9 protein-coding genes are annotated in these 17,251 nt (G+C 61.0%); 2 read left to right on the forward strand and 7 right to left on the reverse strand.

All coding sequences use genetic code 11. The features are described from left to right. Positions 1 to 17 precede the first annotated feature (17 nt). Positions 18 to 1,013 (reverse strand): tRNA dihydrouridine(20/20a) synthase DusA, encoded by a 996-nt coding sequence (gene dusA / locus AAC071_RS02825; RefSeq protein WP_339829855.1) that lies wholly within the window; start codon positions 1,011 to 1,013, stop codon positions 18 to 20. A 366-nt stretch (positions 1,014 to 1,379) separates the two neighbouring features. On the opposite strand from dusA, the gene AAC071_RS02830 reads away from it, so the two are divergent. Both AAC071_RS02830 and AAC071_RS02835 read left to right on the forward strand, forming a co-directional pair. Next, a complete protein-coding gene (locus AAC071_RS02830; protein WP_339829778.1) occupies positions 1,380 to 8,810 on the forward strand; it encodes an SDR family NAD(P)-dependent oxidoreductase in 7,431 nt (2,476 codons plus the stop codon). 98 nt (positions 8,811 to 8,908) lie between these two features. After that, the gene (locus AAC071_RS02835; RefSeq protein WP_339829780.1) at positions 8,909 to 10,165 is read left to right on the forward strand and encodes an aminotransferase class I/II-fold pyridoxal phosphate-dependent enzyme; all 1,257 of its coding nucleotides are present in this window, start codon (positions 8,909 to 8,911) and stop codon (positions 10,163 to 10,165) included. A 3-nt stretch (positions 10,166 to 10,168) separates the two neighbouring features. Here AAC071_RS02835 and AAC071_RS02840 read toward each other — a convergent pair whose 3' ends face one another. The 6 genes from AAC071_RS02840 to AAC071_RS02865 all read right to left on the reverse strand — a co-directional run bounded on the left by AAC071_RS02840 (position 10,169) and on the right by AAC071_RS02865 (position 17,193). After that, positions 10,169 to 10,504 carry a hypothetical protein gene (locus AAC071_RS02840; RefSeq protein ID WP_339829782.1) on the reverse strand — a complete coding sequence of 112 codons (336 nt, stop codon included), beginning with the start codon at positions 10,502 to 10,504 and terminating at the stop codon, positions 10,169 to 10,171. Positions 10,505 to 10,612: 108 nt separating this feature from the next. Beyond that, positions 10,613 to 11,650 (reverse strand): hypothetical protein, encoded by a 1,038-nt coding sequence (locus tag AAC071_RS02845; protein WP_339829784.1) that lies wholly within the window; start codon positions 11,648 to 11,650, stop codon positions 10,613 to 10,615. Between the two features lie 20 nt (positions 11,651 to 11,670). Beyond that, positions 11,671 to 13,437 (reverse strand): polysaccharide biosynthesis/export family protein, encoded by a 1,767-nt coding sequence (locus tag AAC071_RS02850; protein ID WP_339829786.1) that lies wholly within the window; start codon positions 13,435 to 13,437, stop codon positions 11,671 to 11,673. After that, on the reverse strand, positions 13,434 to 14,663 hold the full coding sequence (locus AAC071_RS02855; protein ID WP_339829788.1) for a hypothetical protein: 1,230 nt from the start codon (positions 14,661 to 14,663) through the stop codon (positions 13,434 to 13,436). The genes AAC071_RS02850 and AAC071_RS02855 overlap by 4 nt, the downstream gene beginning before the upstream one ends. Then, on the reverse strand, positions 14,660 to 15,319 hold the full coding sequence (locus AAC071_RS02860; protein ID WP_339829790.1) for an ABC transporter ATP-binding protein: 660 nt from the start codon (positions 15,317 to 15,319) through the stop codon (positions 14,660 to 14,662). The genes AAC071_RS02855 and AAC071_RS02860 overlap by 4 nt, the downstream gene beginning before the upstream one ends. After that, positions 15,316 to 17,193: an ABC transporter permease gene (locus tag AAC071_RS02865; protein WP_339829792.1), complete on the reverse strand. Its 1,878-nt coding sequence runs from the start codon at positions 17,191 to 17,193 to the stop codon at positions 15,316 to 15,318. Before AAC071_RS02865 ends, AAC071_RS02860 begins: the two co-directional genes overlap by 4 nt. Positions 17,194 to 17,251: the final 58 nt, after the last annotated feature.

A 17,251-nucleotide genomic window follows, 5' to 3' on the forward strand; every position in this document is an offset into this window, starting at 1 on the left:
TGACGGAGGGGGCTTGCTTATTCGGCGGCGGCGAAAGTATCGCCCGGATCGCGCACCAGCGCGGCAGCATCGCGAATGACTTCAATGCCGGCGCCGGGGCGCGGGGCGTTCTCGGAAATGTGACGGCGGAAGGCGCGCGCGCCGGGGCAGCCCTGGAAAAGTCCCAGGATGTGGCGCGTCATCGCATGGAGGTGGGTGCCGCGCGCCAGTTCGCGCTCGACATAGGGAATGTAATTCTCAATCACGTCGTGACGTGCAGGCGCGGGACGCGTGTTACCGTAGAAACGGGCATCCGCTTCGGCGAGGAGATAAGGGTTGTGATAGGCGGCGCGTCCGAGCATGACGCCATCGACATGGGCCATGTGTGCGGCCGCCTCGTCCAGAGTGGCAATGCCGCCATTGATGAGGATGGTCATGTCCGGCATGTCGCGCTTCAATTCATAGACAAGCGGATAGTCGAGCGGCGGTACGTCGCGGTTTTCCTTCGGCGACAGACCTTCGAGCCAGGCCTTGCGCGCATGCACGATCAGCGTTTCGCAGCCGGCCTCGCGCACGGCGCGCGCCATGGCCGGCAGCGCTTCGTGCGGCTCCTGCTCATCGACGCCGAGGCGGCATTTGACGGTGACGGGAATTGAAACGCGGGCGCGCATAGCGGCGACGCAACGCGCCACAAGCTCCGGCTCGCGCATCAAGCAGGCACCGAAGCGGCCGGACTGCACCCGGTCCGACGGGCAGCCGACATTGAGATTGATTTCATCGTAACCGAAGCCCTCACCGATGGCGGCGGCCTCGGCGAGGTCGGCTGGCTCCGAGCCGCCGAGCTGGAGCGCCACCGGATGCTCGGCCGGGTCGAAACCCAACAGCCGCTGGCGATCTCCGTGCAGTACCGCGCCCGTCGTCACCATTTCGGTATAAAGCAGGACACGGCGCGCGATCAGGCGCAGGAAGAACCGGTCGTGCCGGTCCGTCCAGTCCATCATGGGTGCGACGGATACTCTTTTATTGTTATAAATCAATATCTTGACCTGCTCGCCCTGACCGCGGCGGCTGACTGCGGCATACCGGGATCGCCACCGACCCTGCATATCCCCCGGTAACATGCCGGTCGAGGTTTCTCTGTCAACATGGCCTGCCGTTGGGACAAACCACGGCGTGACGCTACGCAATATCGAGTGCCGTCAGCAAGGCCCCCGTCAAGTCGCAAATGGTCCAACCAACCAAAGAGACAGGTAGCCTTCAATCGGCGAGTTCCCCTATAGTTCGAGGCTGTTCTGCCCTATTCCGAGACGGAAGACCGCTATGCCGGGACAGCGTGTCATCTGGCGGACGGGGGCGGGGGATATGGCGCTTCGGGGGCGCGTGTTTATGAGAGTTGCCACATGAAAAAGACCGACATGGCCGTAATCGGCATGGCTTGTCGGTTCCCCGGCGGCAGCGATTCGCCCGATTCCTATTGGGACCTGCTCGCGGCCGGCCGCGACGTCGTCACCGAAGTTCCGGCCGACCGCTGGGATCACACGCTCTTCAAGCATCCAAATCGGAAGGCGCCCGGGCGAAGCTACACTTTCGCCGCCGGCACGCTGGGCAACATCCGGGGATTCGACGCTGCCTTCTTCGGCATCTCGGCGCGCGAGGCCGACATGATGGACCCGCAGCAGCGAATGCTGCTGGAGATGGGCTGGGAAGCGCTCGAATCCGGCGGGCAGATTCCCGGCCACCTCGTCGGACGCAATTGCGCGGTCTATATCGGTATTTCCTCGACAGAATACGGCTCGAGCCAACAGGGCAATGGCGACGGCATCAATGCCTACACGATGCTCGGCTCGACGCTTTCGATTGCGGCCAACCGCCTCTCCTATCAATTCGATCTGCGCGGGCCGAGCATGGCGGTCGATACTGCCTGTTCTTCGTCGCTGGTCGCGCTCAACGAAGCGCTGAATGCATTGTGGGCCGGACGTTGCGACATGGCACTGGTCGGCGGCATCAGCCTGCTGCTCAGCCCATTGCCCTATATCGGATTCTCAAAAGCGACCATGCTCTCGACCTATGGCCAGTGCAGGGCCTTCGGCGAGAACCCAGGCGGCTATGTGCGTGGCGAAGGCGGCGGTGTCGTCGTCATCAAATCGCTGGCCGATGCACTTCGAGACGGCGATCCGATCCATGCCGTCATCGAGGGGGCCGGCGCCAATACCGACGGACACACGAACGGCATCGCGCTGCCCTCGCACGAGACGCAGCGCCTCCTCATCGAACAGACGATGGCCCGGTTTGGCATCGACCCGAACGAGATCGATTTCTTCGAGGCGCACGGCACCGGCACCAGCGTCGGCGATCCCGCCGAAAGCCGCACGCTCGGCGAGGCCATCGGCCAGAAGCGCAGTCCCGACCGTGGACCGCTCCCCATCGGGTCGGCAAAGACGAATATCGGACATCTGGAACCCGCATCGGGCATGGCGGGGCTCATAAAGGCGATCATGGCAATCCGCCACCGTGCCGTGCCGCCGTCACTTCACTCCGAGACACTCAATCCCGATATCGATTTCAAGACCCTTCGAATCGCACCGGTACAAGAGCTGCTGCCGCTAGAAGTAGATGGACGCCCCATCCGCGCCGGCGTCAATTCATTCGGATTCGGCGGCGCAAACGCAACGGTGTTGCTGCGCGAACATGTTGCCCCGGCTGCCGACACGCGAGACATTCCGCCGGCGCCACCTCCGCTCTTCCTGACTGCCAAATCACCGGAAGCGCTTCGCGCCGTTGCCCGGAACTGGGCCGGCTTCCTGCAGCCGGCCACTCGGGACGATTATTACGATGCCGCGTTCACCGCAGCGTTCCGGCGTACGCATCTTTCAAATCGCGCCGTCATTCGAGGTGATGCGATCGAGGACATCATCGGTCATCTTTCCGCCTTTTCGGAAGAAACAGACAGCCCTGTCGTTTCAAGCGAGACCAGCACGCCGTTTGCCAAGATCGGCTTCGTCTTCAACGGCAACGGCGCCCAATGGCCCGGCATGGGCCGCCAGCTTTACGCCGAGAGCAATATCTTCCGGTGCGAACTGGACGCGATCGACGCATTGGTTGTCGAGCGCGCGGGATGGTCGCTTGTCGAAGCGTTGCATGCCGAAGACGCCGATCGGCGCATGCAGCAGACCGAAGTGGCGCAGCCTGCGCTGTTCGCGCTGCAGGTCGGGCTCGGGCGCTGCCTTGAGAAGGAAGGGCTGACGCCCCATGCCGTCGCCGGACACAGTGTCGGCGAAGTTGCCGCCGCCTATTTCGCCGGCGCCTTCGATCTCGATCAAGCTGTGCGGCTGATCATCGCCCGATCCGAAGCGCAAGGCCGTACGCGCGGCCATGGACGCATGGCGGCGGCCGGCATTTCGCCAGAACAGGCGCTGGAAATCGAAAGCGAATTCGACGGCAGGATCGAACTTGCCGCGATCAACACATCGACATCGGTCACGCTGGCGGGCGAGGAGACCGCACTCGTCGCGCTTGGAGAGCGACTGACGAGCGAGAAGATCTTCTTTCGCATGCTCGATCTCGACTATGCATTTCACAGCCGTGCACTCGATCCCGTCCACGAAGATTTTCTGGAGCGGATCGGGTCCGTGACGGCGACGGCGGCGGGCATTCCCTACTATTCGGCTGTCCTTGGCGCGGCAACGCCGGGCGAGCGCCTCGACACCGACTACTGGTGGGACAACATGCGCCGGCCCGTGCGTTTCCGCGACGCCGTCAGCGCAATGATCGACGGCGGTGTCGACGTTCTGGTCGAGATCGGCCCGCACAATGTCCTTCAACCCTATCTGCGCCAGATATTGCGCGGCAAAGGCAAAGGCGGCGCACCGCTTGCCAGCATGACGCGCGGCGCGCACGGCAGACAGATGCTGCGCCAGGTTGCCGACACGGCGTTCTGTGCGGGGGCCCAGATTGATTTCAGCAAATCGTTCCCCGTACCGGGCCACAGCGTTGAACTGCCGCGATACCCATGGCAGCACGAGGACCATTGGACACCGGTAACCGCTGAAGCCGACGGGCGGATGTATGCGCATGTCGATGGCCCCCTCCTCGGCCTCCGTCCGAAACGCGGCCATGCACTCTGGGAAAACCAGATCGATGCGGAAATGTTTCCCTTCCTCGCCGACCACAATGTCGGCGGTTCGATCGTCTTCCCCGCATCAGGCTATGTCGAATGTGCGCTGGAGGCTTCAGCCGCCTTGTTTGGCGGCGTACGCCGCGACATCGAGACGCTGGAAATTCGTCGTCCGATCGTGCTTGTGCGCGGCCAGATGCTCAATATTCGATTCATCTATGACGAAGACGACAAGGCCTTCAGAATCGAAACATTGAAGCGTGGAAGTACAGACCCATGGACACTGAATGCCGTGGGCCGCCTGGCCGAGCCCATTGTCGGCGCAAACGACGCTCCAATACTTCCCGCGATCGGCGCGACCGCAAGTCAAGTCGCGTCTGACGATCACTACCGGATCGCTGCGGCGCTCGGACTGAACTACGGCCCGGTCTTCCGTGCCGTCGAGCGGGTCCATGTATCGGGAAAGGAATCAATTGCGGAACTGCGCGCACCGGACGGCATTGTGGAAGCGCTCGATAAATTCGTCCTGCATCCGGCCCTTCTGGACAGCTGCCTCCAAACGCTGATCTCGACCCTGTTCGAGGCCGGCACGAGAGAAAATCATGCCTATCTGCCATATCAATTCAATGGTGTCCGGGTGTTTCAGCCACACACCCTTGCCGTCAGCTGCCACACGAGATTGCGCGCGAGGGGCGAAAAGTCCCTGGTTGCCGACTTTGCGCTGTTCGATGCCGATGGCGGCTGCGTCGCGGAAGTTACCGGATTGCGATTTCTGAGGACCGAACTTCAGACCACCGGGACCGGCACACGCCGCTTCCGGTTCGAGACACTGCCGCTCGACCATGTTTCCGCCGAATGCGAAACACCGGACGCGGCGACGATTGCCGCCGCGCTGAACCTTGACGAACGACAGGGCGATGCCCATCCCGATGACGGGCCCGATCTCGACGCCATTGCCGAAAGCCTGTCGGGATACGATGGCGCGCAGACCCGCAGCAAGGGCACCAACGGCAACATCTATCCGCTTGCCGCATCGTTGCGGACCAGCGGCAAGGACCGTGACGATATTCGGCACGCCGAAATTCTGCAGGAAGGTCACGGAGTGCGGATGTGGCGGGACTCTCTGGCCCGTTATCCGGCCTATCTTGCCGAACTCAGCGCCCTGATTCCGTGCGGAGAGCGCCCACACGCACAGAGCGCGACCAGCCGCGATCATTTGCTGGAAAGTTCGCCAAGCTTTGCACCATCACGCAGCCTGCTCATCGAAGCACTGATCAAGATTGCGGCTCTCTGGCCCGCGAGTCGCCGGCTTCGCATACTCGAGGTCGGAACTGCCAACAGTCTGGTGCGTGACATTGCGTCGATCTCGGCCGCCGGTACCATCGACTTCACGATCATTTCGGACGATGAAACAAAACTCTCCCATCTGGAGATGGATATAGAAGCTCCGAATGTCCGCTTCATGCATGCCGATCCGGCCGGACTGCTGTCGGAAAGCGACCTTGCAAAGCTCGGCGAATTCGATGTGATCGTTTGTCCACTGCCTTCCGCAGTCGGCGGCCTGACGCCCGCATTGCGCGGGAATATCAACGATGTTCTGGCGCCGGGCGGGCTCCTGCTGCTTTCCGAACCCGTGACGGCTCGCTGGATCGATACCGTTCTGGCGACTCCCGACGACAACGCGGATGTGCCGCACGGCCGGATGGATGCAGAGGCGCTCATCCGCTTTTTCGAGGCCGACGGCTTCTGCAACATTCAGGCAACAAATGCCGGATGTGCAACAGTGTTAATCGCCGATGCGCCGCGACCGGGGGACTTCCGGCATCTGCCATCGCGTCCCGGCATCGACGCGACTGGAACGGGATGGCTGGTCGTCTATGATCCCTCCAAGGCGGAAGCCAACAGCGCCCGCGCGTTGTGCGGCGAGCTCGAACGTGCCGGTGCCATCGCAATCCATGCCCACGCAGGTCATGTCGCAGGGCAGGAGGATGACGCGCTGCCTCTCGACCCGGATGTCGAACTGCAGTGGCTGGAGACCTACCAGGCGATGGCGGGAACCGGCATCGACCTTCGTGGCATCGTGCTCTTTGGAGACATGTCGGCAGACGCGCGGCCGGGCTGGAGCGCGTTGCTGGCAGCGCGCGCCATGTCGCATGCAGATTTCAAGACCATGCCGCGCCTTCATATCGTGACCCGCAATGCGTCGAGTTTCCATGCCACGGACAAGATGAACCTGACCCAGGCGCCGCTTTGGGGCATCGGGCGCGTCATCGCAAACGAAGTGCCGAAGACACGCTTGCGCATGATCGATCTCCAGGGCGACGATCCAACGCAAACCGAACTGATCGCCGCGCTCTGCGCGTCGCTGCTCGACGCCGATCCCGAATCCGAACTGATCCTGAGCCCCGAAGGTTCGTTTGCGCCGCGCTTGCGGATTGTCCCAAATGAGCAAACCACGGAGGCCGGACCAACAACACGGAAACTCACCTTTACAACAGGCCGCCTCGGTTCCCTTGCGTGGCGGCCGGCACCCATGCCTGTCCCGAAGTCTCATGAAATCGTCGTCGCACCACGCGCGACAGGCCTCAATTTTCGCGATGTGATGTACGCGCTGGGCGTATTGCCGGAAGAAGCGCTTGAGGCCGGTTTTGCGGGACCGAGTCTTGGCATGGAGGCGGCCGGCATCGTGACCAGTGTCGGCGCTGATGTAACAGGATTCCAGCCGGGCGACGAGGTTCTGTGTTTTGCGCCACACTGTTTCGACGGTCATGTCGTAACCTCGGCGAGCGCAGCAGCGATCAAGCCCGCTCGATTGAGCTTCGAGGAAGCAGCGACCATCCCCACCGCATTTTTTACTGTGCAGTATTCTCTCGACCACATCGCTCGCCTGCGCAAAGGCGAACGTGTCGTGATTCATGGCGCAGCAGGCGGCGTCGGCCTTGCGGCCATTCAGGTTGCTCGTCACATCGGCGCGGATATTTTCGTGACCGTGGGCACGCCGGAAAAACGGCAGCTGATGCGAATGCTCGGCATTCCGGATGACCGGATATTCGATTCGCGGTCGCTGTTGTTTGCCGATGAAATCATGGCGGCAACAAATGGCGAAGGTGTGGACGTCGTTCTCAACTCGCTCGCCGGCGAGGCGATTCATCGGAATCTGACCCTGCTACGGCCGTTTGGTCGGTTCATCGAACTCGGAAAGCGGGACTTCTACGAGAACAATCGCATCGGCCTCAAGTTCTTCCGCAACAATCTCAGCTATTTCGGCGTCGACGCCGATCAACTCATGATCGAGCGGCCGGAGCTGGCACGCGAGATATTCGATCAACTGCTCCGGTTGTTTGAGAAGGGCGTCTATACGCCCCTCCCCTACCGTGCCTTCGACGCGTCCCGCGCGCCCGATGCATTCCGGCTGATGCAGCGGTCCGGCCATATCGGGAAGATCATCGTTCGGCCGCCGCTGGCCACAGCCGACACCCCGAAGCGCGTGGAGACGGCATTTCCGGTACGCCGCGATGCCGCCTGCCTGGTGACCGGCGGTCTTTCGGGATTCGGGCTCGCAACGGCACGGTGGCTGGCCACAAAGGGGGCGGGCTGTCTTGTCCTGATCGGACGCTCGGGCGCGACGAGCGACGAGGCGCGGACTGCCATCAACGAGTTCGAAGCCTTGGGCGTTCATGTCATCGCTCGTGCCTGCGACGTTACCGACGCCAATTCGATCCGGACACTTTTTGACGAAGCGCAGGCGGCCGGTTATCCGATCCGCGGCGTCGTTCATGCAGCAGCCGTATTCGACGATGCCACGATGGAGACGCTCGACCAACGTCAGTATCAACGCGTCATCGAACCGAAAATTCACGGTGCCCTCGTCCTGCACGACGTCAGCCTCGGGCGCGAGATCGACTTTTTTGTGCTTTATTCGTCGATCACCACCGCATTCGGCAATCCTGGCCAGGCCAATTATGTCGCCGCAAACGCCTTTCTCGAGGCACTTGCGCAACATCGACGTGCGGCCGGCCTGCCGGCACAGGCGATCGGCTGGGGCGCGATTGCCGACGCAGGCTATCTCGCCCGCAATGAAGATCTCAGAGACCAGCTTGCCTCGAAGCTAGGCGCCGATCCGCTCAGCACCCGCGATGCAATGGCTCTTCTGGAGCGGCTTGTTGCGCGCGACGAATCCAACTTTTACGCAGCCGGCATCAACTGGCAGCGTTTGCGCGCGGGCCTGCCCGTTCTGCAGGCGCGTGTGTTTGGCGAGCTGGCATCCGGCAGCGAACGCAAGGCCGACAGCGGTGGCCCGGACGATGCCCTGTCAAAACTGACCGAGGTCTCCCTGGAGGAGGCCATCGCTCTCGTTTCCGGCATTCTCGCCGAGGAGATCGGTCAGGTCCTTCGCCTGACACCCGACAAGATCGACCTTGGAAAGTCGGTATTCGATCTGGGCATGGACTCGCTGATGGCCCTCGAACTCAAACTCGGCATCGAGGACCGCTTTGGAATCGAGATTCCGGTCATGGCGCTCTCCGAAGGAGGCAACATCACATCTCTTTCTGCCCAGATCGTCGCCCAGATTCGCGGCGACGAAGCCGGAGACCAATTTGCCGGGGACGTTCAGACGATTATTTCGCGTCACATCAATGACGATGATGTTGAAAACATTCGCAGAACAGAAGACACTCGCGGTACTTCAACAAGCGAAAATCAATTCGGAACGTGACAACTTCAGATCCTAACGAACCGCGCAGGCTCTCCAAGGAATCCAAGGAGGAGGCACTGCGGCGCATCCTGAAAAAGCGCAACGAGGTTTCAGGGGGGATGAATGGCATTGCCGTTCGCGATGCAACGAGCATTCCCGAGTCGCACTACCGGATCGAGAAGTTCGCCGATTACCAGACGCTGGTCCTCCAGCAGAGTCTGGCGAAAAAGGTCAATCTCGAAAACCCCTATTTCCAGGAACACGATGTCCTCGCGCGCGACACCACAATTATTGGTGGCCGGGAGTACATCAATTTCGGGACCTACAACTATCTCGACCTGAATGGCCACCCGCGCGTCAATGAGGCCGCCTACCGGGCCATGGTGGATTATGGCACGTCCGCGTCCGCCAGCCGGCTTGTCTCTGGCGAACGCCGACCTCACCGCGAGCTGGAAGCCAAGATCGCCGAGCTGCACGGGACAGCCGCGGCACTGACATTCGTTTCGGGCCACGCCACCAATGTGACCACGATCGGCACGCTACTTGGCAAACGCGACCTCATTCTTCACGACAGGTTGATTCATAACTCCGTTCTGCAAGGCGCCCTGCTCTCCGGCGCGCAGCGGCAGCCCTTCGATCACAATGACTGGCGCGGGCTGGACGACCTGCTGACACGGTCGAGGCGCAAATTCGAGAAAGTCCTGATTTGCGTCGAGGGCGTCTATTCGATGGACGGCGATGTGCCGCCGATGCCGCAGATCATCGAAGTGGCGCGCAAGCACAAGGCGCTGACGATGGTCGACGAGGCGCATTCCTTTGGCGCGCTCGGAGCGCGAGGGTTCGGAATCGGCGAGCATTTCGGCCTCAAACCGGACGACGTCGACATCTGGATGGGCACACTCTCCAAGACGCTGGCAGGTTGCGGCGGATATGTGGCCGGCTCCGAGGCGTTGATCACGCTGCTCAAACATACGGCTTCCGGGTTTCTCTACTCGGTCGGCATGCCGCCACCCATGGCGGCGGCATCGCTTGAAGCCTTGCGGATCATGGAGGAGGAACCGGAGCGCGTACAGAAGCTTCAGGCCAACGGCAAGCTCATGCTCGATCTTGCGCGGGAGGCCGGACTCGACACCGGCTACGCTGTCGGCTCCACGGTACTGCCTGTTATTACCGGAAGCTCGCTTCTGGCCGTGCGCCTGTCGCGCGCGCTGTTCGAAAAAGGCATCAATGCGCCGCCGATCATCTATCCGGCCGTTGAAGAACGGATCGCGCGGATTCGCTTCTTTCTGTCCAGTGCCCACACCGAAGCGCAGATACGCTTCACCGTGGCGGAGGTCGTCGATCAGAAAAAGCGTCTGGAAAACACCCCGCTATAGGCGTTAAAGGCCGATGACCGTTTTCCAGGACTGCTCGGTCAGGCAGACGGCGCTTACCTGCGAGCGTCCGTTACCATCAGCCAGAATGACACGGCGGCAACGATCTCCGGTAGCAGACACATAGTCCGGGCCGACATGCACCATCATGCTGTCGCCGGAAGCCGCAACGACGGGCCCGACTGTTCCCGGAACAGCATTGACCGCGTAGAGCGCAATCGGGTCGCCCGACGGATTGCTGCCGATAGCCTCGTCCGCTCCGACCTGCTCACTGGACGCCGACGTGGTCTCGCATGCCGCAAGCCCGACCGACAACATCAATGCGATCAAAAATCCCCGCATATTTTCACCTTTTCCGTCCTGCGCCGCGGCGTGCCCTCTGGGACACTTCGGCAAGTCTATCATAGAATAAGACGCTGTCATGCCTGCACCCAGGCCGCTCCCATCCGCCTAAAATTGCTGAAATGTCGGCGGTGTCTTTATGTCGGTTGGCCAATCAATTGCTGCTGTCAATCTGTCACGCAAGGCGCGATCCCGAACCAGAGAGATCAGAGCCGCCGACCAGGCCTGCTTGTCCCCCGGCGGTAGCAACAGACCGTTGCGTCCGTCCTGGACAACGTGCGCATAGGGTTCTCCGTCCGCAAATACGCCGACAGCGCCATGACGCGCAATATCGAGATACTTGATCCACGATCTGGCTGCGTTGAACGGCGTCGGAACGAGCGGCGCAAGACCAATATCAAGCCGCGTCGTCCGGCTGCGCTCACGGTACTCGGGCCATGGCATCGGTGGCACGATCGCGACGCCCGGCAATCCGGCGTAGCAGCGCCTCACCCTCCGGTCTCCGACGATCTCGAATCGGCAGTCCCCGCATTGCTCAAGGACCGGGCGCATCACGTCCCGAAGCCACTTTCTGTCCGCACGGTGCGTTTTCTGCCCGTGATAGAAGACGTTCACAGTAGCACCATCGTTTGCGGCGCGTTCCCGAGGCATGGCAAATCTTTGCGGTGCCGGGTCGATACGATGAACGACACCCGCTCCACCATAGCGTCGTGCCAGCACCTCGGAAGATACCCACATCTCGCTTGAAAGGGCCCCAAGACGACGCGCATAGCGTAGCCAGAAATGCGCCATATAGGCCCTGTAATGAAACGGAAGTGTCCTGTCGCGGATCGCCCCCGCCAGATCATCGTCGAGAAGATAGGCAATGCCGGCCAGCTCGTGTTTGATCCGCTCGAGTGAAGCCAGAGATGCCGCATCGGCATAGCGAACGATGATGACGAAAGCACCTGCCAGCGCGACTGGCGGCTCTTGCCCGAGCAACCAGTAGTGCACCGGCAGGACCGAGCACCGAAGCCGCTCACGCAGGTAGATGTCACAGGTCGGCGAATGCTCTGCCGTCAGGACGACAATGCGCTCGGACGCACGCAAGTATTCGCCACGACAGCGAAAGGATGCCGCGGGAAAGAGCGGACGAAAATCGTCCATATCCAGATTCACCGTCGCAATCAGTTGGCGTCTATGACAACGGCTGCAGCCAGCGCCACACGGAAGACAACCTCGACGATATCCCTGAATACGGCGAACGTCTTCTGGTTGGCCGCAGGCAGAACCATGATGTGATCACCCTTGCGGATCGGCTTGCTGCCGTCATGGACCGATCCGTCGCTACGCATGACCAGAATGCGCCCTGCGTCGCCGCGATTGCTCACGCCACCAGCATCCCCGATATAGGCCCGGATCGACCGGCGATCCTGCCAGAGCACCGTTTGCGGCAGCTTCACTTCACCCGAAATCACGACAACGTCGCTCTTCTTGGGAATGACGATTTCGTCACCGTCTTCGAGAATCATTTCCCGCCAATTGCTGCCCGCCAGAACAACGCGCCCTTCCGGCCGGACGGCCCGAACCTGCGACACGAAGCGCTCGACAAGTGCTGCTTCCTGAACGCGCATGGTTGCCTCGGTCGCGCTTATCGCGCTGTCTGTCAGTACGGACCGCTGCAGCTCGTACAAGGCACGATCTATGGCCTGTTGCTGGCGCAACGCCACGGATTGCCGGCGGAGATAGATCGATTCGATGTCGGCAAGCGTCGGATCGATTTCGATCAGTTGCGCGACCGCGCCGAGCCGCGTTGCGCGCGGAACCGCGAATGCCGAGGGTCCCATATCATTGCCATCGACCTTGACCACGATCGTTTCGGCCTCACGGTCTGCCTCGATTGCAATCGTGTCGCCATCCGTCGGTTTGTAGGCCGCCATCTGACTCAACGGAATGTAGGTATTGAACTGCTTGCCTTCGCGAACACCGCGAATGAGCGCGTGGCTGGCCGACGGGCGCGGCTGCGCCAGGGCAATCAATTCCGCGCCGGTCGAGCGAACCGGATCATATTCATACCTGTACTCGTTCCGTACGTCGCCGGAGATTGCCACTGTCGGCATTTGCTGTCCGACGACGATGGAGTCGTTGTCGGAGAAGCGGACTGACGGCATCACGCCGTCCTTGAGAAACCTGTACAGATCGATTGTCGCTACCGTCGCACCGCGGCGGACCACCCGGATTTCCCTGAAGCTGCCACTATCGACATCAATCCCTCCTGCCCGTGCCAGATAGTAGAGGACGCTGTCGTCCTTTGAGCCTGGGTAGCGCCCTGGATAGGGTACGGAACCCGTGACGAACACCCCCAGCGGCTGCGTGCCGAGCAGGTTCGTATATACTTTCACATTGTCGGTGAAGACGCTGGCAACACTGCTCCGGACACGCTGCGCAAGCTGGGCATTGGTCACCCCTTCAACCCTTACCGGTCCGATCTCGGGCAGGAAGATGTTGCCCTGAATGTCGACCACGAGGACGCCGTCAAAGGTCCTTGCACCCCACATCCTGACCGCGATGCGGTCGCCCTGCGCGATCCGATAGTCCGGATTTACGCCAACGCTCCGGTCGACCAAGCTGGAATTGGTGAAAATCTGCGAGCCGAACGGCAACAGGGTGCCGGTCGGAACGGGCGGCACCGCATTGGGGATGTCGGTGCGAGCGCCACTCTGTTCACGCAGCAGAAGGTCGCCGGCAACGGGGCTCGATTGCACCGCGTGCGGCTGCTCGCTGCCCCCCGGATCGCCGAAGATCTCGCCCAGAGGTTCGGGCTCCGGCAACGAGGAGGGCGCCCGCAATGTCGGATCGCTCCCTTGTCCACCTGTCGTCCCCTGAGCTTGAATCGCCCCCGCACCAAACACGGTCAGCAGCGCAACCGCAAAAACAGCCCCCCAGATCCTCATATGCGCGCATGCTCCCTTATTGCAGCTCCGATCAACATCAGCAGCCCATATGCTAACAGGCCGCAGGCCAGAAACGACACGATAATCAGCAGACGGTCGGGCTTGGACGGATCGTCCGGCAAGGACGGCTCGACGAAGGCCACGAGATAGGCCTGCTTACGGCCCGCGTCGGCCCGCGCCAGCTCCAAGGCCGATACAGCAGAGGTATAGGCCGCGCGGGCGAACTCCTCCTCGATCAACAGCCTTTCATAGTCAGCCAGAAGGTCGGAATAGGTTGTTCCCGGCAGGTCCTCGTTTCTCGTCAGGCGGCCTCGCTCCGCCTCCATCTGCTGTTCAATGGCCGCGATACGCGCCTTGACGCCAGCGATCTGCGCGCTGTCTTCGCGCATGTAGCTGCGGAGAGACGCCAACTCGGTCTTGTATCGCGACAGTTCGGCCTCAAGGCTGGCAACGATCCCGCCGATGGCCTCCGCCGATCGGACGGGATCGAGATCGCTGTGCTCCTCACGGAATCTGTACAGGGCCATACGATTGTCCCTCAGCCTGTTTTCCGCCAGCTTGACTTCGTCGAGCGCAAATTTCAGCGCGTCGGATCTCGACTGCTGCGAGATGCGATTGACCATGTCATCGCTTATCTCGATGATCGCTCCTGCGATCCGCTTGGCGTCTTCCGGGCGATAGGCCTGAACGTCAAGATGGACGACATTGGCCGTGCTGTCGAAATACACGTCGATGCGGCTCAAATAATATTCGAAGAATTCCTCAAAGCTCGCGTCGGCGCTGAGCCGCGACCATATGTCGGCTTCCGACGCCATGTAGATCGTCCTCAGATCGACGGCCTCTTCCAGCTTCCGGGCAATTTCCCGCGACTGGATGTAGGCCTCGACAACATAACCGTCGACGAGCCCCGTGTTCGTGCCGCCGATCGACCCCAGCAATCCGCCAACTGCCGTGGCGATCTGCGAATCGGCGGTCCGAACGGTCATCAGCGACTGCGATACATAGCGATCCGACGCCCAAAATCCATAATAGACGAATGCGACGGCTGTCGGCACCGCCACAAGACATATCAAGAGAATTTTCGATATGCCGAGCTTCACGACGGCGACGAGTTCGCGCTCGACGAATGGCCGCGCCCGGTTTCGGGCGAATTCGTTGACACGGTCCAGCGGACCGCCGGGACGCATGATCCGATCGAGATGATCCTTGCCGAACCGGGTGTTCATGGTGCGCACCTTCTCATGTAAAAATCGATCGCGTCCTCGATATCGGCAAACGGCACCAGGACGCCGTCAAAAAGAACGAGAGCGATCTCACAATATTCCCGAATTGTCGCCTCACTGTGCGAGACCAGCAGCATGCCCGCACCTTTGGATTGCTCGAGAAACACCTGGCGCGACTTGGCGCGAAAAAAGCGATCCCCTGCACCGATTGTCTCGTCGATCAGGTAACAATCGAACTTGATAGCCAAACTCAGGCCGAACGCCAATCGGGATTTCATGCCGCCGCTATAGGTCCGCACCGGCATATCGACATAGCTGCCAATTTCCGCAAAGTCTTCCGTAAGTTCAAACGTCTTCTCATAGTCGACGCCGTAGAGGCGCGCCACGAACGAGATGTTCTCGCGCGCCGTCAGGTCGCCATGAAATCCGCCAGCGTAACCGAGCGGCCACGACAGGCGCGCATTCTCGCGTACGATCATGCCGGAGGACGGCTGATCCACACCGGCCACCATGTTGAGCAAGGTCGATTTTCCCGCACCGTTACGACCAAGTACGCCGACGCGTTTGTCGGTTGGGATCGAAAGCCGTGTTTCCCGCAGCACCTGGCGAATGCCGACATCGGTATTGAAATGCTTTTCCACGTCGATCAGGTGAATCATCGATCGAGAACCCGGCTTCGAAGTGCACGATCCGCAAGGAGGCCAAGCGCAAGAATACCCACAGCCCAGCTGAATGCATAAACGATGTCGACGCGGGTGCCGCCCATCAGGGGATTGAAATTGCCCCTCACGCCGTCGACAAAATGCAGAAGTGGATTGTAGGCCATGTATTGCGCGACCGATGCCGGCATCATGTCAAGCGTGAAGAACACTCCCGACGTGATGTAGAGCAACCGGTTCAGCCCGTCCATGACGTTCTTGATCGATTCAACGAAGACCGCCAGAGACCCAAGCGCAAGCCCCGCTCCAATGCCGAATATCCAGAGCCCGAACAGGTTGACGAGCACCGACAACGCATTGCCAAATGTATATTTATCCACGAATACGTAGATGAAGGTGACAAACAGGATCAGAACGAAAATGTGCGTAAAAAGCTCGAGGATGCTCCTGGCAAAGAATATATCCATCGGTTGTACGCGCGAGTGATTCAACAACGGACGGTTCTGCTTCAACGCGTTGGTCAATTGATTGTAGGTCTTGAGGTAGACGAACAGCGGCACCACACCCGTAGTCACGAACAGAACCATATTCATGCCAAGCGCGTCGCGCGCGCGGATGAAGTAGAAAATCAGGGAAATCACAAGCACGTGCATCATCGGCTCGAGAACGGCCCATAAATAGCCGAGCTCATGCCGCCCGAATCTTGCCATCATCTCGCGAAGCATCAGGGTCCGCACCGAATGCGACAGCCGCCCAATGGCAATCAGCGGATTGCCGCGCGCGGCCAGTGTTTCGGGCGTCCAGCGCGGCACGAATTCGGCCGGCATGTTCGACATGATCTTCCTGACTTCAGGATCCTGCAGAACGTCCTGCTTGTTCCCACGCTTCTTCCTGGGAGTTCCGGGCGGCACCGCCTCCAGCACATCGTCGGTACCGGCGTTCCGCAGCCCCGCAAGCAGTTCGCGCCGCTCCTCCTCATGGCTGGAGGCGGCGCCGATTCCCTTCAGAATTCGTCGTGCTTCCTTGTCGCGGCCACCTTTAACGAGGCAACGAGACAGAAGAATCTTTCCTTCGACCCACGCATCATCGAGGGCGAGCTGCGCTTCAAGCCGCGTAATTGCCGGTGCGATGCGACCTTCGCGGTAGGCACTTCGCGCGGCGATCCGGCCCAGCACCAGGTCGTTCGGATCGAGACGTACGCCGCTTTCCGCTGTCGCGCGCGCCTTCTGCCACTCGCCGTTTTCAAAGTACATTTCCGCGAGGAGACGCGTACGCGCAGCCGTTGCACCCAGAGCCTTGTTGGCCTGCTCAGTCCATTGAATGACCAGATCCTTCTGGTCTTCGCGAAGCGCAATGCGCAACGCCGCGGCAACCGCTCGCTCACTTGCATGGTCGAATTTCAGATGTTCCCGGAATAGCGACAATGCATTGCCGGTCTGCCCCGTCATTGCCCGCAAGCGGGCTTCGATCAGCGCAATCTCGCTCCTCCGGCCCTCGGGCGCTTCCCGGCGTGCGGTTTCGAGTATTTCTGCAGCTGGCTCGATTTCGCGGCTCAGCGCCAGAAAGACGCCGCGCAAATAGAGTGCGCGCCAGCCCCGATACCCCTGTTTCCAGACTTGCTCGGTCAACTCGAGGCCGAGGCGGTAGCGCCGCCGTGCAATCAACTCGCCGCAGAGCCACCACAAACTCTCGAACGGCGGAATGAATGGGGTCTCGGCCTCCAGCGCCGCTATGGCAATCGCGATGGCGGCGTCCTCCTCGCCGGCTGCATAGGTCCGCGAGAACTCTTCCGCCTGGACGGAACGCGATGATTGGTCGACAACGCTCAAACTCACCGGATAGGTCCGCCTGTCTCTAGCGAGCATGACCAGCATACCGGCCGATGCTCACATTTCCCGCTGGCCATCATATGATGGACCTTTGCCCCGACGC

Source organism: uncultured Parvibaculum sp., assembly GCF_963975745.1.
Classification (GTDB): domain Bacteria; phylum Pseudomonadota; class Alphaproteobacteria; order Parvibaculales; family Parvibaculaceae; genus Parvibaculum.